18 protein-coding genes are annotated in these 18,634 nt (G+C 72.0%); 6 read left to right on the top strand and 12 right to left on the bottom strand.

Features of this window, described 5'->3' with window-relative positions:
• Window positions 1-28 precede the first annotated feature (28 nt).
• Window positions 29-802 (top strand): FMN-binding protein, encoded by a 774-nt coding sequence (locus ACIF9R_RS01185; protein WP_399972563.1) that lies wholly within the window; start codon window positions 29-31, stop codon window positions 800-802.
• 55 nt (window positions 803-857) lie between these two features.
• On the top strand, window positions 858-1,595 hold the full coding sequence (locus ACIF9R_RS01180; protein ID WP_399973022.1) for an FAD:protein FMN transferase: 738 nt from the start codon (window positions 858-860) through the stop codon (window positions 1,593-1,595).
• 427 nt (window positions 1,596-2,022) lie between these two features.
• On the opposite strand, the gene ACIF9R_RS01175 is transcribed toward ACIF9R_RS01180, so the two are convergent.
• The 6 genes from ACIF9R_RS01175 to ACIF9R_RS01150 form a co-directional block, all read right to left on the bottom strand.
• Window positions 2,023-2,556: an arginine repressor gene (locus ACIF9R_RS01175; RefSeq protein WP_399972560.1), complete on the bottom strand. Its 534-nt coding sequence runs from the start codon at window positions 2,554-2,556 to the stop codon at window positions 2,023-2,025.
• Window positions 2,557-2,563: 7 nt separating this feature from the next.
• Window positions 2,564-3,769 (bottom strand): acetylornithine transaminase, encoded by a 1,206-nt coding sequence (locus ACIF9R_RS01170; protein ID WP_399972557.1) that lies wholly within the window; start codon window positions 3,767-3,769, stop codon window positions 2,564-2,566.
• Complete coding sequence (argB, locus tag ACIF9R_RS01165; protein WP_399972554.1) at window positions 3,766-4,671, bottom strand: acetylglutamate kinase; 906 nt, start codon at window positions 4,669-4,671, stop codon at window positions 3,766-3,768. The genes ACIF9R_RS01170 and argB overlap by 4 nt, the downstream gene beginning before the upstream one ends.
• A complete protein-coding gene (argJ, locus tag ACIF9R_RS01160) occupies window positions 4,668-5,819 on the bottom strand; it encodes a bifunctional glutamate N-acetyltransferase/amino-acid acetyltransferase ArgJ (protein WP_399972551.1) in 1,152 nt (383 codons plus the stop codon). Before argJ ends, argB begins: the two co-directional genes overlap by 4 nt.
• Window positions 5,816-6,844, bottom strand: coding sequence for an N-acetyl-gamma-glutamyl-phosphate reductase (argC, locus tag ACIF9R_RS01155; protein WP_399972549.1), 1,029 nt, complete (start codon window positions 6,842-6,844; stop codon window positions 5,816-5,818). The genes argJ and argC overlap by 4 nt, the downstream gene beginning before the upstream one ends.
• A gap of 110 nt (window positions 6,845-6,954) precedes the next feature.
• On the bottom strand, window positions 6,955-9,444 hold the full coding sequence (locus ACIF9R_RS01150) for an alpha-L-arabinofuranosidase C-terminal domain-containing protein (protein WP_399972546.1): 2,490 nt from the start codon (window positions 9,442-9,444) through the stop codon (window positions 6,955-6,957).
• A gap of 145 nt (window positions 9,445-9,589) precedes the next feature.
• Between ACIF9R_RS01150 and ACIF9R_RS01145 the strand changes: the two genes are divergently transcribed.
• Window positions 9,590-10,030 carry a DUF6314 family protein gene (locus ACIF9R_RS01145; RefSeq protein ID WP_399972544.1) on the top strand — a complete coding sequence of 147 codons (441 nt, stop codon included), beginning with the start codon at window positions 9,590-9,592 and terminating at the stop codon, window positions 10,028-10,030.
• On the opposite strand, the gene ACIF9R_RS01140 is transcribed toward ACIF9R_RS01145, so the two are convergent.
• The 3 genes from ACIF9R_RS01140 to ACIF9R_RS01130 all read right to left on the bottom strand — a co-directional run bounded on the left by ACIF9R_RS01140 (window position 10,012) and on the right by ACIF9R_RS01130 (window position 12,680).
• Window positions 10,012-10,605: a histidine phosphatase family protein gene (locus tag ACIF9R_RS01140; protein ID WP_399972541.1), complete on the bottom strand. Its 594-nt coding sequence runs from the start codon at window positions 10,603-10,605 to the stop codon at window positions 10,012-10,014. The genes ACIF9R_RS01145 and ACIF9R_RS01140 overlap by 19 nt on opposite strands.
• 132 nt (window positions 10,606-10,737) lie before the next feature.
• A complete protein-coding gene (locus ACIF9R_RS01135; RefSeq protein ID WP_399972540.1) occupies window positions 10,738-11,175 on the bottom strand; it encodes a GNAT family N-acetyltransferase in 438 nt (145 codons plus the stop codon).
• A 68-nt stretch (window positions 11,176-11,243) separates the two neighbouring features.
• Window positions 11,244-12,680 carry a PLP-dependent aminotransferase family protein gene (locus tag ACIF9R_RS01130; protein WP_399972537.1) on the bottom strand — a complete coding sequence of 479 codons (1,437 nt, stop codon included), beginning with the start codon at window positions 12,678-12,680 and terminating at the stop codon, window positions 11,244-11,246.
• Between ACIF9R_RS01130 and ACIF9R_RS01125 the strand changes: the two genes are divergently transcribed.
• Both ACIF9R_RS01125 and ACIF9R_RS01120 read left to right on the top strand, forming a co-directional pair.
• Window positions 12,679-13,596 carry a DMT family transporter gene (locus tag ACIF9R_RS01125; protein WP_399972535.1) on the top strand — a complete coding sequence of 306 codons (918 nt, stop codon included), beginning with the start codon at window positions 12,679-12,681 and terminating at the stop codon, window positions 13,594-13,596. The genes ACIF9R_RS01130 and ACIF9R_RS01125 overlap by 2 nt on opposite strands.
• Before the next feature lie 11 nt (window positions 13,597-13,607).
• Entirely contained in the window at window positions 13,608-13,802 is a 195-nt protein-coding gene (locus ACIF9R_RS01120) for a DUF1918 domain-containing protein (RefSeq protein ID WP_399972533.1), read from the top strand.
• Window positions 13,803-13,858: 56 nt separating this feature from the next.
• Here ACIF9R_RS01120 and ACIF9R_RS01115 read toward each other — a convergent pair whose 3' ends face one another.
• Window positions 13,859-15,109 (bottom strand): glycoside hydrolase family 10 protein, encoded by a 1,251-nt coding sequence (locus ACIF9R_RS01115; protein ID WP_399972530.1) that lies wholly within the window; start codon window positions 15,107-15,109, stop codon window positions 13,859-13,861.
• A 415-nt stretch (window positions 15,110-15,524) separates the two neighbouring features.
• Between ACIF9R_RS01115 and ACIF9R_RS01110 the strand changes: the two genes are divergently transcribed.
• Window positions 15,525-16,385, top strand: a complete 861-nt coding sequence (locus ACIF9R_RS01110) for a 3-hydroxybutyryl-CoA dehydrogenase (RefSeq protein WP_399972527.1) — start codon at window positions 15,525-15,527, stop codon at window positions 16,383-16,385.
• 86 nt (window positions 16,386-16,471) lie between these two features.
• Here ACIF9R_RS01110 and ACIF9R_RS01105 read toward each other — a convergent pair whose 3' ends face one another.
• Together ACIF9R_RS01105 and ACIF9R_RS01100 are read right to left on the bottom strand one after the other, a co-directional pair.
• Entirely contained in the window at window positions 16,472-17,020 is a 549-nt protein-coding gene (locus tag ACIF9R_RS01105; RefSeq protein WP_399972524.1) for an NUDIX hydrolase, read from the bottom strand.
• A gap of 144 nt (window positions 17,021-17,164) precedes the next feature.
• The gene (locus tag ACIF9R_RS01100; RefSeq protein ID WP_399972522.1) at window positions 17,165-18,505 is read right to left on the bottom strand and encodes a transcriptional regulator; all 1,341 of its coding nucleotides are present in this window, start codon (window positions 18,503-18,505) and stop codon (window positions 17,165-17,167) included.
• Between the last annotated feature and the right edge of the window lie 129 nt (window positions 18,506-18,634).

The raw sequence follows: 18,634 nt of genomic DNA, 5'->3' as shown, positions 1-18,634 counted from the left end.
TCCACACCCATCAGGAGCTTGAGAAGCGATGAGGAAGAGTCACCCCGTCCGGCGCACCGTGCTCGCGACCGCCGCCACCGTGTCCGGGATCGTGCTGCTGCTGTCGCTCAAGCCGGCGTCCGATCCTGGCGCGGCCCAGGCCGCCGGCGGAGCCCCGCCCGCGGCGGCCCAGTCCCCGCAGGGCGGCTCCCAGCCCATCGGTGACGGCACCATCACCGGGGACGCGTCGAACACCGAGTACGGCGCGGTCCAGGTCCGTCTGACGGTGAGCGGCGGGAAGATCACCAAGGCGGAGGCGGTCCAGGCGCCCAAGGGCGGCCAGAGCGACCAGATCACCTCCAACTCCGTACCGAAGCTCAACCAGGCCGCCGTGGCGGCGCAGAGCGCGGACATCGACGCGGTGTCGGGCGCCACGTACACCAGCGCCGGGTACAAGAAGTCGTTGCAGTCCGCGCTGGACAAGGCGCGGGCGGCGGCCGGACCCGCGGATTCCTCCGGTTCGGGCGGCGGGGACGCCGGTGAGGCGCAGGCGCGGACCGTCACCGGTGACGTGGCGCAGACGCAGTACGGGCCGGTCCAGGTCAGGATCACCGTCAGCGGCGGGAAGATCACCCAGGCGGAGGCGGTCCAGGCACCCAAGGGCGGCCAGAGCGACCAGATCACCTCCAACTCCGTACCGAAGCTCAACCAGGCCGCCGTGGCCGCCGGCAGCTCGGAGATCGACGCCGTGTCGGGGGCGACGTACACCAGTGCCGGGTACAAACAGTCCCTTCAGTCGGCCCTGGACAAGGCCGGTGGCTGACACGGTGGCAGAACCGGCCGAGGCTCCCGCCGCGGTACGTCATGCGGAGGAGACGATGGGGACCGTCTTCTCCCTCGACGTCCGCGGCGGGGAACCCGTCGCGGTGCGCGCGGCGGTGGAGGACGCCGTCGCGGGGCTGCACCGGGTCGACGAGGTGTTCAGCACGTACCGCGACGACAGCCAGATCTCCCGTCTTGCGCGGGGCGAACTGGGCGTCGAGGAATGCGATCCCGAGGTCGCCGAGGTACTGGAGCTGGCGGCGGAGGCGGAGCGGGTGAGCGAGGGCTGGTTCAGTGCGCGCTACCGGGGCCGGCTCGACCCGACCGGGATCGTCAAGGGCTGGGCCACCGAACGGGCGGCGCGCCGACTCGCCGCGGCGGGGGCGACGGGGGTGAGCGTCAACGGGGGCGGTGACGTGCAGTTGCTGGGGGCGCCGGGGGCGGGGCGGCCTTGGCGGGTCGGGGTGTCGGATCCGTTGCGGCCGGGTGGGCTCGCCGCCGTGGTCTCCGCGGCGGGTGCGGCCGAGCTGGCGGTGGCGACGTCCGGGACCGCCGAGCGGGGGGATCACATCGTCGACCCGCGCACGGGGCGGTCGGCGGTGACCGATCTGGTCGCCGTGACCGTGGTCGCGCCGCGGCTGACGTGGGCGGACTGCTGGGCGACGGCGGCGTTCGCGATGGGGTCGCGGGAGGGCTTGCGGTGGCTGGAGTCACTGCCGGGGGTCGAAGGGCTGCTGATCACCGCGGGTGACGAGGTGCGGTGTACGGGGGGCCTGGCGGGGTGGCTGGGGTGAGCGGTGCCGCGTAGTGAGCCGCGCTGCTGCTGAGGTACCGGGCGGGGTTTCACGTACCCGCGTTTGCGGGGTGCCGCCGCGCCCACCCTCCCCCACTCTCGGCTTCGCTCGAGCGGGGGGGACCCCCATCGCCCCTGCGGCACGATTGCCCGCGGCTGCGGGGGAACCGCGCGAACGGCCACCGAGCGGCCACCGACCGGCCACCAGCCGACTGAACCACCGTGCCGTCCCCTTCAGTCCCCCGCAGCTGCAGGCAACCCAGGGGCGCGGGGAACTGCGCGAACAGCCACCCACCCGCCCCCAGCCGACAGACCCACCAAGCCGTCCCCTACAGCCCCCCGCAGCTGCAGGCAACCCAGGGGCGCGGGGAACTGCGCGAACAGCCACCGACCGGCCCGCGGTCGGCGGGCCCACCCGGCCGTCCCGTTCAGTGACCGTTCTGCGCCAGGCGGAGCATGTGGTCGGCCAGGGCCTGACCTCCCGCCGGCTCCCTGCTGATCAGCATCAGCGTGTCGTCGCCGGCGATCGTGCCGAGGATGTCGTGCAGTTCGGCCTGGTCGATCGCCGAGGCGAGGAACTGCGCCGCACCCGGCGGAGTACGCAGGACGACGAGGTTCGCGGACGCCTCCGCGGAGATCAGCAGCTCCTGCGAGAGCCGCCGCATCCGCTCCTCCTTGGCGGACCCGCCCAGCGGCGCACGGGGCGTGCGGAATCCCCCCTCGCTCGGCACCGCGTAGATCAGATCGCCATCGGTGTTGCGGATCTTCACCGCGTTGAGCTCGTCCAGATCGCGGGAGAGCGTCGCCTGGGTGACGCTCAGCCCGTCGTCGGCCAGCAGCTTCGCCAGCTGGCTCTGCGACCGCACCGGCTGCCGGTTGAGGATGTCCACGATCCGGCGGTGGCGCGCGGTGCGCGTCTGCGGCACGGCAGGTCCGGCGTGCTGCTCCTGCTCCTGGCTCATCGTCGTCTCATTCTCCGGATCGTCCTTCCCCGCCCGCGCCGCCGGCCTCGTCGAGGATGCCGGGCAGCGCCCCGAGGAAGGCGTCCACCGCGTCGTCCCCGAGGGTCAGCGGCGGCATGAGCCGTACCACATCGGGGGCCGGCGCGTTCACGAGGAATCCGGCGTCCTGAGCCGCCTGTTGCACCTGGGGTGCGAGCGGCTCGGTGAGCACGATACCCAGGAGGAGTCCCGCGCCCCGGACGTGGTCGATCAAGGCGTGGCCGGACGCCTCGATCCCGGCGCGCAGTTTCTCGCCCTGCCGCTTGACGTTCTCCAGCAGCCCCTCGCTCTCGATGGTGTCGAGAACGGCGAGTCCGGCGGCACAGGCGACCGGGTTGCCACCGAAGGTCGTACCGTGCTGGCCGGGACGCAACAGATCGGCCGCGCGTCCGAAGGCGACCGTGGCACCGAGCGGCAGCCCGCCGCCGAGCCCCTTCGCCAGCGTGACGACGTCCGGCAGGACGCCCTCGTGCGCCTGGTACTCGAACCAGTTACCGGTCCGTCCGACGCCGGTCTGCACCTCGTCCAGGACCAGCAGCGCGCCCGTGGCCGCCGTGATCGCGCGGGCCGCCTTCAGATACCCGGGCGGGGGCACCACGACGCCGTTCTCGCCCTGGATCGGTTCGATGATCACGAGTGCCGTGTTCTCGGTGACCGCCGCGGCCAGCGCCTGCGCGTCGCCGTACGGGACGTGTGTGACGTCTCCGGGCAGCGGCAGGAACGGCTCCCGCTTGCCGGGCTGGCCGGTGAGCGCGAGGGCGCCCATGGTGCGGCCGTGGAAGCCGCCGTCGGTGGCGACCATATGGGTCCGTCCGGTCAGCCGGCCGATCTTGAACGCGGTTTCGTTGGCCTCCGCGCCGGAGTTGCAGAAGTAGACCCTGCCCTCGCGGCCGAAGAGCTGGACGAGCCGTTCGGCGAGCGCGACGGGCGGCTCGGCGACGAACAGGTTGGAGACGTGGCCGAGGGAGGCGATCTGCCGGCTCACGGCCTCGACGACCGCCGGGTGGGCGTGGCCGAGCGCGTTGACCGCGATGCCGCCCACGAAGTCGGCGTACTCCTTGCCGTCGGCGTCCCACAGCCGCGCGCCCTCGCCGCGCACCAGCGGCAGTCGCGGGATGCCGTAGTTGTTCATGAGCGCGCCCTGCCACCGCCGGGTCAGCTCTTCGTTGCTCACGAATCCCCCTGTTCGTCGGGCACGACCATCGTGCCGATGCCCTCGTCCGTGAAGATCTCCAGCAGGATCGAGTGCTGGACCCGGCCGTCGATGACGCGGGCCGTGTTCACCCCGTTGCGTACGGCGTGCAGACAGCCCTCCATCTTGGGCACCATGCCCGAGGACAGCTCCGGCAGGAGCTTCTCCAGCTGGGAAGCGGTGAGACGGCTGATCACCTCGTCGGAGTCCGGCCAGTCCTCGTAGAGTCCCTCGACGTCCGTGAGGACCATGAGGGTTTCGGCGCCCAGGGCGGCGGCGAGGGCCGCGGCCGCCGTATCGGCGTTGACGTTGTAGACGTGGTGGTCGTCCTGGCTGCGGGCGATCGAGGAGACGACCGGGATACGTCCGTCGGCGAGCAGGGCCTCGATCGCGCCGGTGTCGATGTCGGTGATCTGGCCGACCCGCCCGATGTCGACCAGCTCGCCGTCGACGCGGGGCTGGTGCTTGGTGGCGGTGAGCGTGTGCGCGTCCTCGCCGGTGAGGCCCACGGCGAGCGGTCCGTGCCGGTTGAGCAGCCCCACCAGCTCCCGCTGCACCTGTCCGGCGAGGACCATGCGTACGACGTCCATGGCGTCCTCGGTGGTGACGCGCAGGCCGGCCTTGAACTCGCTGACGATGCCATGCCGGTCGAGCGCCCGGCTGATCTGCGGGCCGCCGCCGTGCACGACGACCGGCTTGAGGCCGGCGTGGCGCAGGAAGACGACGTCCTGGGCGAAGGCGGCCTTCAGCTCCTCGTCGACCATGGCGTTGCCGCCGAACTTGATGACGACGGTCTTGCCGTGGTGCCGGGTCAGCCAGGGCAGCGCCTCGACGAGGATCTGGGCCTTGGGGAGCGCGGTGTGCTTACGCGTGGTGTTGGTCATGACGAATACGCGCTGTTCTCGTGGACGTAGTCGGCGGTGAGGTCGTTGGTCCAGATGGTGGCGGTGGCCTCACCGGCGGCGAGGTCCGCGACGATGTGGACCTCGCGGTAGCGCATGTCGACCTTGTCGCGGTCCTCGCCGACGGCGCCGTTCTTGCAGACCCAGACGCCGTTGATGGCGACGTTGAGCTCGTCGGGTTCGAAGGCCGCCTTCGTGGTGCCGATCGCGGAGAGCACCCGGCCCCAGTTGGGGTCCTCGCCGTGGATGGCGCACTTGAGGAGGTTGTTGCGGGCGATGGAACGGCCCACCTCGACGGCGTCGTCCTCGGTCGCGGCGTTGATCACCTCGACCTTGATGTCCTTGCCCGCGCCCTCGGCGTCCCGGATGAGCTGCTGACCGAGGTCGTCGCAGACGGCACGGACGGCCTCGGCGAACTCCCCGTACCCGGGGGTGACCCCGGAAGCGCCGGAGGCGAGCAGCAGCACGGTGTCGTTGGTGGACATGCAGCCGTCGGAGTCGACGCGGTCGAAGGTGACCCGGGTGGCCTCGCGCAGGGCCCTGTCCAGGGACTCGCTGTCGAGGTCGGCGTCGGTGGTGAGGACGACGAGCATGGTGGCGAGGCCGGGGGCGAGCATCCCGGCGCCCTTGGCCATGCCGCCGACGGTCCAGCCGTCCCCGGTGGCGACGGAGGTCTTGTGGACGGTGTCGGTGGTCTTGATGGCGATGGCGGCCTTCTCACCACCGTGCTCGGACAGCTGGGCGGCGGCGGCACCAACGCCGGGGAGCAGCTTCTCCATGGGGAGCAGCACGCCGATGAGCCCGGTCGAGCAGACGGCGACGTCACCCGCGCCGATGCCGAGCACCTCGGCGGCCTTCTCGGCGGTGGCGTGGGTGTCCTGGAAGCCCTTCGGCCCCGTACAGGCGTTGGCGCCACCGGAGTTGAGGACCACGGCGGTCAGCTGCCCGCTCTTGAGTACCTGCTCGGACCAGAGCACGGGGGCGGCTTTGACGCGGTTGGAGGTGAAGACGCCGGCGGCGGCGCGGCGGGGGCCGTTGTTGACCACAAGGGCCAGGTCGGGGTTGCCGTTCTCCTTGATCCCGGCGGCGATGCCCGCCGCCGTGAACCCCTGTGCTGCCGTCACACTCACGGCGCAACTCCGATCGTCGTCAGCCCGGTGGTCTCGTCGAGACCCAGGGCGATGTTCATGCTCTGGACGGCACCGCCCGCGGTGCCCTTGGTCAGGTTGTCGATGGCGCTGATCGCGATGATCCTGCCCGCGGCCTCGTCGTACGCGACCTGCACCGTCACGGCGTTGGAGCCGTACACGGAGGCGGTGGCCGGCCACTGTCCCTCGGGGAGGAGGTGGACGAACGGCTCGTCGGCGAAGGCCTTCTCGTAGGCGGCGCGCACGGACTCGACGGTGACGCCCGGCTTGGCCTTCGCGGTGCAGGTGGCGAGGATGCCGCGGGGCATCGGCGCGAGGGTCGGGGTGAAGGAGACGGAGATCCGCTCGCCGGCCGCCGCGCTGAGGTTCTGGATCATTTCGGGGGTGTGCCGGTGCCCGCCGCCCACGCCGTACGGCGACATGGAGCCCATGACCTCGCTGCCGAGCAGATGCGGCTTGGCCGCCTTGCCCGCCCCGGAGGTTCCGGAGGCGGCGACGATCACCGCTTCGGACTCGGCGAGGGCGGCGGCGTACGCCGGGAAGAGGGCGAGGGAGACGGCGGTGGGGTAGCAACCGGGCACCGCGACACGCCTGGACCCCTCCAGCGCGGCGCGGGCGCCCGGCAGTTCGGGCAGGCCGTAAGGCCAGGTACCGGCGTGCGGTGAGCCGTAGAACCGTTCCCAGTCGGCGGCGTCCTTCAGCCGGAAGTCGGCACCCATGTCGATCACGAGGACGTCCTCGCCGAGCTGCTCGGCGACGGCGGCGGACTGCCCGTGCGGCAGCGCGAGGAACACGACGTCGTGCCCGGCGAGCACCTCCGCGGTGGTCTCCGCCAGCACCCGGCCGGCGAGCGGCAGCAGATGCGGCTGGAGCGCGCCCAGTCGCTGGCCGGCGTTGGTGTTGCCGGTCAGCGCTCCGATCTCGACCCGGGGGTGGGCGAGCAGCAGACGCAGCACCTCCCCGCCCGCATATCCGCTCGCTCCGGCCACCGCCACACGTACCGTCATGGAACCTCCTCCTAGACGGCATGACTATACGCTCCACCGCAGGTTTATGCAATGGCAGGCGGAGCGGACCGCCGTCCGGGACGGCGGTCCGCTCCGTCTGCCGGACGGCCCTACTTCCGCCCGATCCGCAGGAACGTCACCGAGTGCGCCGGGAACGTATAGGTGAACTTGTCCGCCACACCCCTGAAAGTGGAGGTCACCGGCGTGACCGGGGTGTCGGTCTCGGTGTTCACGGCGTCCGGGTCGGCCGCCAGGGTGGTCACCCGGGCCCGGGAGGAGACCCTCGCGCCGCCGAGGTCGATCGCGGTGCGGGCCTCGGCCGGCTGGGCGTTGACGACCTTGACGATCAGGTCACCGGACGTCGCGTCCCGGGTGACGACCTGGCGGAACGGCTCGGCCGGCTTGTCGTCGGTGAAGCTGCCCCACTCCTGACCGTCGAGGTAGAGGGTCACGTGACGGCCACGCACCTTGACCTCGATGTCGTAGGCGCGGCCCGTCTCGATCGAGCCGGCCTGGGAGATCAGGGTCGACTTTCCGCCGTCGGCGGCCTGCTCGACGGCGGACAGAGTGTTGTTCCAGCCGCCGAGGTTCCACCAGTAGTAGGTGCCGGTGTCCTGGACGCCGAAGGCGACGAGGAAGCCTTCCTTGCCGGCCTTCTTCGTGGCCCTCACCCGCAGGTCGTAGTCGCGCCAGGCCGGATCACCGGCGGTGACCAGGGTGTTCTCGGCGGCCTCGTCGGTCTGGACGTACTGGCCGTCCTGGACGCTCCAGCTGCCGCCGCCGCTGTGGGTCCACTGGCCGGCGCCGCCGGAGAAGTCGTCGGCCAGGAGCGTCGAGCCGTCCGCGGCGGTCACCGACACGTCGTCGTACGCGGCGCTGGTCGCCCAGGTGGACAGGCCGACCGCGCCGGTGATGGGGCCGCTGACCCCGGGAGTGGTGCTCGCCTCGGAGGGGACGACCCGGTCGCCGGCGTTGGTCATGAACAGTTTCTGGACCTCGTAGTTGGCCGAGCCCCAGGACGCGTGGTTGTTGAACCAGATCATGTCCGGCGACCACTGGACATAGTCCTCGTTGGCGAGCAGCGGCGCATACGAGGCGAGTTCGACGATGTCCGCGTTGCGCTCCAGGCCGGTCATGAACGCGGCTTCGGCGAGGCCGTTCTTCCAGGCGTTGCCCTGGGAGGCGTACTCGCCGAGGAAGACGGCGGGGCCGCCCCGGTCGTAGGAGTCGTAGCGGTCGTTGTTCTGCAGGAACCACCGCGGGCTGTTGTAGTAGTGCTCGTCCACCATGGCGACGCCGCCCTCGCGGTTCAGCCGCCAGGCCGTGTCGAAGACCGTGCCGGAGTCGTCGGGGCCGGAGTTGGAGATCACGGTGATGCCCGGGTACCTGGCCTCGACTGCGGCCCGGAACCGCTCGAAGCGGGCGTAGAACTCCCGCGGCAGGTTCTCCTCGTTGCCGACGCCGATGTGGGTGAGTCCGAAGGGCTTGGGGTGGCCCATGTCGGCGCGCACCTTGCCCCAGGTGGAGTCCGCCGGGCCGTTGGCGAACTCGATGAGGTCCAGGGTGTCCTGGATGTGCCGCTGGAGCAGCGTCTCGTCGTCGGTGGCTCGGTTCTGGCCGCAGCCGGTCACCAGGGCCGGGACGACGGGCAGCGGCATCGCGCCGATGTCCTCGGCGAAGCGGAAGTACTCGTAGTAGCCGAGGCCGTAGCTCTGGTTGTAGCCCCAGAAGTTGGCGTTGGTGGCGCGTTCCTCGACCGGGCCGATCGTGTCCTTCCACTGGTAGGAGCGTTTGCGCTGCCAGCCGGAGGCCTCGCTGTAGTCCTCCATGGAGCCGGTGTTGACCAGACAGCCGCCGGGGAAGCGGACGAAGCCGGGCTTCAGGGCGGCGATCTTCTCGGCGAGGTCCTTGCGCAGTCCGTTCGGCTGGTTCCGGTAGGTGTCGCGCGGGAAGAGGGACACCATGTCCAGGGCCGCGGGGGCGGAGGAGGCGACGGTGAGCCTGCCCCGGTTGCTGGTGCGGGTCGCGGTGAAGGTGGCCCTGTACCGGGCCCAGTCTCCCCGGGCCGCGACCCGGCGGGCGGTCGCGAGCGCGCCGGCGGCGTCCTTGACCGTGACGGTGAGGGTGGTGCCGCTCTCCGCCCTGGCCCAGACGGAGAAGTCGTAGCGCCTGCCCTGCTCCACGCGGATGCCGGTGTTGTAGCCGGCATTGGTGACGGAGGAGTCCGCGCCCAGGGAGAGGTAGGCGCGGTTGCGTTCGTTCAGCCTGCCGGAGTCGTTCACCACCTGGGCCGTGCCGGCGGTCGTCCAGGAGGTCAGGGGCGTGTAGGAGCCGTTGTCGGCGGTGGAGTACTCGAAGGACCGGTTCTGGACCAGCTCGGCGTACAGACCGCCGTCGGCGGCCCGGTTGATGTCCTCGAAGAAGACGCCGTACATCGTGTCGCCGATCTCGGCGCCCCGGGCCTGCGGGTCGACGGTGATCGTGTAGTCGGTGACGCCCTCGGCGTGTGCGGGGACCGGGAGGAGGGCTGCGGCCGTCAGGAGTGCGGTCGCGGTGAGACCGAGTCCGAGGCGGGCGCGGTTCCGGGCGGTGCGTGACATGGATACTCCGCGGCTCTCTGGGGAGTGGGGGATTGAGCGTTCGGTATATCGGCCATTGGTCAGCACTTCGAACGGCAAGATAGGGAGGAGGCAGGGGCACGTCAATGGGTCGTGCGAGAACGCGGAGCACACGGGAGCGGGCACGATGGGCGATTTCCGGCCGGTACCCGAGGTGCTGACCTATCTGAGCGGCCGCTGGCGGGCGGAGCGGGCCGTGCGGGACCTGACGGGCGGCGACACGGGACGCTTCACGGGGACGGTGGCCTTCGGCCCGCTGGACGGCGGCGGCCTGCTGCACGAGGAGTCCGGCGACTTCACCTGGCGGGGCGTCACGCGGCCGGCCGAGCGGACCCTGCGCTTCCTGCCCGGGCCGGGCGGCACGGCGGACGTGCGGTTCGCGGACGGCCGCCCGTTCCACGGCCTGGATCTCACCACGGGCCGGTACACCGCCGTTCACCCCTGCGCCGCGGACCTCTACCGGGGAGAGTTCACCGTGCGGGACGCGGACCACTGGCGGACGGTCTGGCGGGTGCGCGGCCCCGCCAAGGACCTGGAGCTCACCACCCGCTACGCGCGCGTCGGCTGAGTCGAGGCACCCCCCAGGCGCAGGCTCCAGCGGCCCGCCTGCCCGGTCACGCTGATCGTCGACAACGAGCGGATGTCGATGCTCCAGTACGTGGCGGGCGGCGCCTTCAGTACGTACACCAGAGCCGCCCGGATCACCGAGGGCTCCGCGACGGCGACGGCCGTGCAGCCGTCGTCGGCCGGCCGCGTGTCGAGCCAGCCGCCCACGCGGCCGATGAAGTCCAGCAGCGACTCCCCGCCGTGCGGCCTGCCCCGCGGGTCGGCGAGCCAGGCGTCCACCGCCCCCGGCTCCCGGGCCATCGCCTCACCCAGGGTCAGCCCGCGCCAGCGGCCCATGTCGCAGTCCCGCAGGGCCAGCTGCACCAGCGGCGCGTACCCGAGACCGTCGCCGGTGGCGCGGCTGCGCGGGGCCGGCGAGCAGTACCGCAGATCGGCCGCCGCGAGCGGCAGCAGCTCGTGCGCGACCCGCTGCACCTCGCTCCAGCCGGCATGGTCCAGCGGCCGGTCGTCCTCGAAGCGTTCGGCGAGCACCGAGGAGCTCCCCGCGGCGGCGACGAACGTGACCCGACATGCCATGCCGCGATCGTCAGTCGCCGAAGTGAAGAGGTCAAGGGGTGCCGGGATGCCGTCACCCCAGGTATCGTCATGCTCACTCACCAGTGAGGACATGACGGGCAACTCACCCGAAACGCAGGCCGCCCGCCGCGCTCACTCGAAGGCGAGCAGCATCCAGTGATCGGGCCGCTCCAGCGGGCGGAACCCCAGCTTGGCGTAGACACCGTGGGCGTCGTGCGTCGCCAGCATGACGCGCTTCACGCCGTGGGGCCGCACCTCCTCCCGTACGCGCGCGACCAGCGCGGTGCCGAGGCCCTTGCCCCGCACCGCCGGGTCCACGTACACATCGCACAGCCAGGCGAAGGTCGCCCGGTCGGTCACGACCCTGGCGTACGCCACCTGCTCCCCCGAGAGCGTGTCGTAGACGCCGAAGTTGAGCGAGCCCCCGATCGCGCTGTCCTGCTTCTCCCGGGAGCGGCCGAGCGCCCAGTACGCGTCGGTCGACAGCCACCGGTGGACCCGGGCCGCGTCGATCCTGGTGGGGTCGGTGGAGATCTCGTAGCCCTCGGGCAGGCGCGGGGTGTCGGTCATGGCGGGATGGTCCCAGGCCGGACGGGGCGGCGTCGATCTCTTATCCGAGCACGGCTGTCCGCGCACGGCTATGCGAGCACGTCGTCGCAGGCGGTGCGCAGACGTCGTACACCGTCGGCGATCTCCCCGGGGCCGGCCACCGCCGCGAAGCTCAGGCGGAGGTGGCCCGCCGGGGGTTCGGCGCTGAAGTAGGGGCGTCCGGGGGTGACGGCGACGCCCGCGCGCAGGGCGGCGGCGGTCAGGGCGGCCTCCGCCGCGCCCTCGGGCAGCCGCAGCCACAGGTGGTAGCCGCCGGAGGGGACGTGCGGGAGGGCGAGTTCGGGCAGCCGCAGGCGGAGCGCGGCCGTCATGGCGTCGCGGCGGGCCCGCAGCGCGGCGGAGACCGCGCGCAGATGACGCGGCCAGGCCGGCGAGCCCACGAGTTCCAGTGTGGCCTCCTGGAGGGGGCGGGGCACGAAGAAGGTGTCGACGACCTGGATCGCCCGCAGCCGCTCCAGCACGGGGCCGTGCGCGGCCAGGGCGCTCACCCGGAAGCTGGGCGAGGTCGCCTTGGTCAGTGAGCAGACGTGCACCACCACGCCGTCGGGGTCGTCGGCGGCCAGCGGCCGGGGCAGCGGGCCCGCGTCCTCGTGCACCAGCCGACGGACGAAGTCGTCCTCGACGACGAACGCGCCCGCCGCACGGGCGATCCGCAGGACCTCGCCGCGCCGCTCGGGGGCGAGCACGGCACCGGTGGGGTTCTGGAACAGCGGCTGGCAGACGAAGACCCGGGCGCCGGTCGCCCGGAACGCGTCGGCGAGCAGCGCGGGCCGTACGCCGTCCGCGTCCACCGGGACGGGTACCGGACGCAGTCCGGCCGCGCGGGCGATGGCCAGCATGCCGGGGTAGGTGGGCGACTCGACGAGCACGGGCGCGCCCGGTGGCGCGAGGGCACGCAGTGCGGTGGTCAGCGCGGACTGTCCGCCCGAGGTGACCAGCACCCCGGCCGCCGTGACCGGGCCGCCGATGCTCCGCGCGAACCACTCGCGCAGCTCCGGCAGCCCTTCCATCGGCGGGCGCCCCCACGCCCCGGGGCGGCGTCCGGCCCGGGACAGCGCCGCCGCCATGGCCCGCTCCGGCTGCAGGGAGGGATGCAGATAACCGCCGTTGAACTCGATCACCCCAGGCGGCGGCGCGGCCAGCGAGACCAGCACTCCGGAGGCGTCCACCGAGCGCGGTACGAGTTCGGCGGCGCCGTCGGCGCTGAGGGCCACCTCCTGCCAGGAGGTGTCGCCCGCGGGGGCGGCCGGCACACGGGGCTGCGCGCGGAAGGCGCCGGCGCCGGGCCGGGTGACGACCAGTCCCTCGGCGGCGAGCACCGCGAGCGCCCGGGAGACCGTCACCGGACTCACCCGGAACCGCTCCACCAGGGCGCGACTGGACGGGAGCTTTCCACCGGGAGAGTAGCGGTCGAGCTCCTTTCGCAGCCGTTCCACCAGTTCACCGACACTGCTACGCTCATGCATGAGAACACAGAGTAGCGCTACCGCCGCGCCCGGGATAGCAGTGCCCGTAGTCCGGGACGGCCGCGGCCTCGGCACCCTGCAGGCCGCCCTCGGCGTCCTCGCCTTCTCCCTCACCTTCCCGGCCACCGCCTGGGGCCTCGACGGCTTCGGGCCCTGGTCGCTGGTGGCCGTGCGCAGTGTGCTCGCGGCGCTGATCGCCGGCGGCTGCCTGCTCGCCCTGCGCGTCCCGCCGCCGGACCGGCGGCACTGGCCCGGGCTGGCGGTGGTCGGCGCCGGCGTGGTGCTCGGCTTCCCGATGCTGACCACACTGGCGCTGCAGACCTCGACCACCGCGCACGCGGCCGTCGTCGTCGGGCTGCTCCCGCTGACCACGGCGCTGCTGTCGGCCCTGCGGACCGGCTCGCGCCCGTCGCGCACCTTCTGGGCGGCGGCCCTCGCCGGAGCGGCCGCGGTGCTGGCCTTCACCGTGCGGCAGAGCGGTGGCGCGCTGAGCACCGCCGATCTGTATCTCTTCGCGGCGCTCCTGGTGTGCGCGGCCGGTTACACCGAGGGCGGGGGGCTGGCCCGGGTGATGCCGGGCTGGCAGGTGATCGGCTGGGCGCTGGTCCTGTGCCTGCCGCTCGCCCTGCCCGTCGCCGCGGTGGCGCTGAGCACCGAGCCGGTACGGCTGACCGCGCAGAGCGTGACCGGCGTGCTGTGGGTGGCGGCGGGTTCGCAGTTCCTCGGTCTGATCGTCTGGTACCGGGGCATGGCGGCCATCGGCATTCCCAGAGCCAGCCAGTTGCAGCTCGCGCAGCCGCTGCTCACACTGGTGTGGTCGGTGCTGTTGCTGAACGAGCAGCTGACGATGGCCGCCCCGCTGACGGCCGCGGCGGTGCTGGTGTGCATCGCCGTCACCCAGCGGGCCCGTGGTTGAGAGGAGGCCCGATGCGCGCAACCCAGGGTGACCAGCTTGTCCAGCACGGCAGGGTGGTCGGCCAGCACGACAAGGTCGGAGAGATCATCGAAGTGATGGGCGAGGAAGGGAAGCCGCCCTACCGCGTCCGCTTCGAGGACGGGCACGAGGGCGTGTGCTCACCCGGCCCCGACACCGAGATCAGGCACAGGACTCCACAGCACTAGGGGTGTCGTCCGGATCAGTCGTGAAGTCGTCCTGATCCGAACCGACGTCCCCCGGATCAGCGCGGGGGTTTCGCCGGCCGCCGGTAGTGGTCGGCGATCACCCGCGCCATCGCCCCGGTCGGATCGGCCGTCACCTCACGGGCGGCGAAGAAGACATGCCCGCTCACCTGCGGGTACTTCCTGGCCAGCGTGAGGTGCCGGGAGAGTTCGGCCGGGTCCCGCCAGGCCGCGGGCTGCGCCGGGTCGCCCGCCTTGTACAGCGCCTCCCCCGCGTACAGCCGGGTCCCGGTACCCCGGACGACCTCGGCCCACCAGGGCAGCAGTTTCGCGTAGTCGGCGGGGGCGAAGCCGATGTTCCAGTAGAGCTGCGGGCAGATGTAGTCGATCCAGTTCTCGCGGGCCCACTTGCGGGTGTCCGCGTGCAGATCGTCGTAGGTCTGCACCCCCGCGCGGGTGTCGGAGCCCCGCTCGTCCACCTCGGCGTTGCGCCACACCCCGAAAGGGCTGATCCCGAAGCGGGTGCCGGGCCGGATCGCCCTGATCCCGTCGGCCACTTCCCGCACCAGCCGGTCGGTGTTGTCCCGCCGCCAGGCCGCGCGGTCCGGGAAGGCGCCGCCGTGGGTGTCGTAGGCCCGGTCGTCGTCGAAGGTCTGGCCGGCCACCGGATACGGATAGAAGTAGTCGTCGAAGTGGACCGCGTCGACGGGGTAGCGGCGCACCGCATCCAGCATCGCCTCCCGCACGAAGGCGCGGACCTCGGGCAGCCCCGGGTTGTAGTAGAGCCTGCCTCCGTACGTGACCACCCAGCCGGGGGTGCGGCGCGCCGGGTGGGAGGGGGCGAGCCGGGTGGGGTCGGCGTGCGTGGCCACGCGGTACGGGTTGAACCAGGCGTGCAGGTGCAGCCCCCGGGCGTGGGCCTCCTCGACGGCGGTGCCGAGCGGGTCCCAGCCTGGGTCCGCGCCCTGGGTGCCGGTGAGGTACTGCGACCACGGCTCGTACGGCGAGGGCCACAGCGCGTCAGCCGCGGGCCGCACCTGGAAGACCACGGTGTTGAGCCGGGCGCGGACGGCCGCGTCGAGGTGGGCGACGAGTTCGGCGCGCTGCCGGGCGGCGCTCAGACCCGGCCGGGAGGGCCAGTCCCGGTTGGTCACGGTGGCCACCCACATGCCGCGCATCTCACCGGCCGCCGCGCCGCCACGTCCCGGGCCGCCGGAGGCCCCGGGCCGGGGCGCGGCGGAGGCCTGCGGCACCGTCGCCAGCGCGGCCAGCGCCATCGCCGTGAAACCCCTGCGTGACACCCGCCCCATCGCGCCCCCCTTGTGCACCGTCGAACCAGATCGTCGAGTTGCGACCCCGCCCAGGATGCCTCACCCGCGCGATCGATCATCGATACTTCGGGGTAGCGTGCACAGATGGAGCAGGCCCGGACCAGTCCGGGCTCTGCTTCGGCTCCCAAGCGAAGGGAACGATTGAACCCTCCCCGGCTGAACGGCGGGGATTCCTGGCTCAAGTTGCTCATTCGCTCGGCGAGCGAACAAGTCTGACGCTCTCAGCACCAGCCGGGACGGAACCTGCCCGGCTGCCCGTTAAGACAAAGGAGTTGCGCGTGCTTGGTTCTCGCGACGCACACCGGCCACCGCATCCCACCGTGTGGGCGATCTCTCATGTGTGGGACAGGACCACTCGTTCGGGAGCCGTCCGGACCGCTCTCGGGGGTTCCAAGTGACCGACATCGAACGCGTCGGAGTGGTGGGCTGCGGTCAGATGGGCGCGGGGATCGCCGAGGTGTGCGCCCGCGCCGGACTGGACGTGAAGGTCGCCGAGACCACCGGCGAAGCCCTGGAGATAGGCCGCACCCGGCTGTTCAACTCCCTGTCGAAGGCTGCCGGGCGCGGCAAGATCTCCGAGGAGGAGCTGGCGGCCACACAGGACCGGCTGAGCTTCACCACCGACCTCGGGGAGTTCGCCGACCGTGATCTCGTGATCGAGGCCGTGGTCGAGAACGAGCAGGTCAAGACCGAGATCTTCCAGGTGCTGGACCAGGTCGTGACCCGGCCGGACGCGATCCTGGCCTCCAACACCTCGTCCATCCCGCTGGTGAAGCTGGCGGTCGCCACCTCGCGGCCCGACCACGTCATCGGCATCCACTTCTTCAACCCCGCTCCGGTGCAGAAGCTGGTCGAGCTGATCCCGGCGCTCACCACTTCCGAGGGCACGCTGAGCCGGGCCCAGGTCTTCACCGAGAAGGTGCTGGGCAAGCACGCGATCCGCGCTCAGGACCGCTCGGGTTTCGTGGTGAACGCGCTGCTGATCCCGTATCTGCTCTCCGCGATCCGGATGTTCGAGTCGGGCATCGCCAGCCGTGAGGACATCGACAACGGCATGGAGATGGGCTGCGCCCATCCGATGGGCCCGCTGAAGCTGTCCGACCTGATCGGTCTGGACACGGTGGCCTCGGTCGCGTACTCGATGTACGAGGAGTACAAGGAGCCGCTGTACGCCGCTCCCCCGCTGCTCCAGCGCATGGTCGACGCGGGCCGGCTGGGCCGCAAGAGCGGCTCGGGGTTCTACACGTACGACTGAGCGGCGTTCCGGGGCCCCGGCACCCGGGCCGGGATTGACCCAGGTCATCCCGGCCCGGGTGCCGGGGCTTCGGGATCAGGGCCGGATCAGGGCCTGTCCTCCTGACTGCCGGGCCTGAGGTGGTGCAGCAGGAGTAAGGCCGCCGCCATGGTGGCGGCCGGGACCTCGCCGCGGGCCACCATGTCGGGGACCAGCTTGAGCGACACCCACTCCCGGCGGTCCGACTCGAAGGCGTCCACGGGGGGACCGAGGTACTCGCCCTCGTCGGCCCAGTAGATGTGGTGCCGGGCGTCGGTGAGGCCGTTGGACGGCTCCACGCTCATGAGGTGGTGCAGGGGTCCCGGCCGCCAGCCCGTCTCCTCCTCCAGCTCCCGCGCCGCGGCACGGACGACGTCCTCGCCGTCCTCGACCACTCCGGCCGCGAGCTCCCAGCCCCAGCTGTCGGTGATGAAGCGGTGCCGCCACAGCAGGAGGACCTCGTTGACCTCGTTCACCACCGTGGCGACGGCGACGGGCCGCAGCCGGAGCAGGTAATGGTCGAGATGCCTGCCGTCCGGGAGTTCCACATCCGCGAGATTGACGCTGAACCAGCGGTTTGAGTACACATGCTGTTCGTTCTGTTTCGTCCACTGCATGTTTCTGCCACCTTTCGACGAGTGAGGGGCAATATCGCAGGAACGACCGTCCCGGCAGCAGGCGCACGAGTGGCCGCCCCCGGCGCAGCGCCGGGCGCGGTGGCGGCGCACACCGGATGCCCGTGTCCCTGAACTGCGGTGGCGCTAGATCGGGACGCGCAGTGCGCCGTCGATGAGTTCGGCCGCCTCGGCCGTACCGGCGCAGCCGCTGCGCACGAGGTGCTCGCGCACGGAACGGAGACGGTCGCGCAGCCGCTGCGACTCCATTCCGCGGGCCTGTTCGGCCATCTGCACCGCGACGGCCACCGCTTTGTCGGCGTTGCCCTGGCGCAGTTCGACGGTGCTCAGCATGGCCAGCCGGTGCACCCGCCCGCGGTCGTGCGCGGGGGTGTCCACGGCCGCCGCGGCGTGCTCCCCGGCGGCCGCGAGTTCGCCGAGGCTCAGCAGCGCCTCCGCCACCTGGACGTTGACCAGGCCGGGCTGCACGTATCCGGTCTCGTCGGGTTCGTATCCGCGCCGGATGTGCTCGGCGGACCGCTCGGCCCGCCGGATACAGGACAGCGCGCTCGTGCCGTCGCCGAGATGCGCGTACGCCTTGGCCTGCATCGCGTACAGGTCGGAGGCGAGGGCCGGGGTGATGCGGGTGCCGGCGGCACGCAGCGCGGCCTCGGCGAAGGCGACGGCCTGCCGGTACTCCCGCATGAACAACGACTGGTTGACGAGCAGCGCGATGACGTAGGCGCCCAGCCCTCGGTCCCCGCTGGCCTTCGCCAGCCGGAGCGCCTGGTGGAAGTAGCGCTGGGCGAGGCCGTGCGCGTCGGAGTCGTACGCGCAGATGCCGGCGATCGCGACCAGGCCGCCGGTGGCCCTGTGCAGCCGGCGTCCGGTGGCATCGGTGTAGCTGCCGCGCAGCAGCGGGGCGGCCTCGGCGTTGAGGAAGCCGACGATCCGGGCGCGGGTCGTCACGCCGCCGGCCTTGCGGTACATCTGCTCGTAGTGCGTACGGGCGGAGCGCAGCATGGCGAGGTCGGCGGGGGTGACGCGGTGCCGGCCGCCGCGGGAGACGTCGGCGTCCTCGGGCGGGTTCTCCCACTCCCACACGGGCATCACGGCGGGCGTGCCGGTGACGGCGGGGGCGTCGAGTATGTGCGGGCGGCGCTGCTGGTCGGAGCGCCACAGCGCGGTGGCCCGGTCGACGAACCCGGAGAGCGACCCGGGGTGCGGGGCGGCCGGTTCGCCGGGCACGCCCAGCCCGATGTCGTCGAGGGTGACCGGGCGGCGCAGCCGGGCGGCGAGGACCTCGCAGATCAGGTCGGGCACCTGTCCCCGGGGCCGCTGGCCCTTCAGCCATCGCGCCACGGCGGTGTGCTCGTACCTCAGGGACAGACCGCGCGCGCGTCCGGCCTGGTTGACGTGTGCGGCCAGTCCGGCGTGCGAGATCCCGGCCTCGTCGAGGATCGCGTCCAGCAGACTGTTGGGCTGCATTCGGGCCCCCCGGGTGGCTCAGTGCGGACAGACTAGTGGCTGCCGGTTCACACGGGGTGTGAACGGAGTGCCCGCATCCGCAGTGTGCGCGCGCTGTCGCGGAGAGTTTCCGGCCGGTTGACTGAGTTG

The sequence above is a fragment of the Streptomyces sp. NPDC086080 genome (genome assembly GCF_044540255.1).
In the GTDB taxonomy this organism is placed as follows: Bacteria; Actinomycetota; Actinomycetes; order Streptomycetales; family Streptomycetaceae; genus Streptomyces.
The sequence above is the reverse complement of the archived record's forward strand: the minus strand, read 5'-3'. Positions and strand labels throughout refer to the sequence as shown.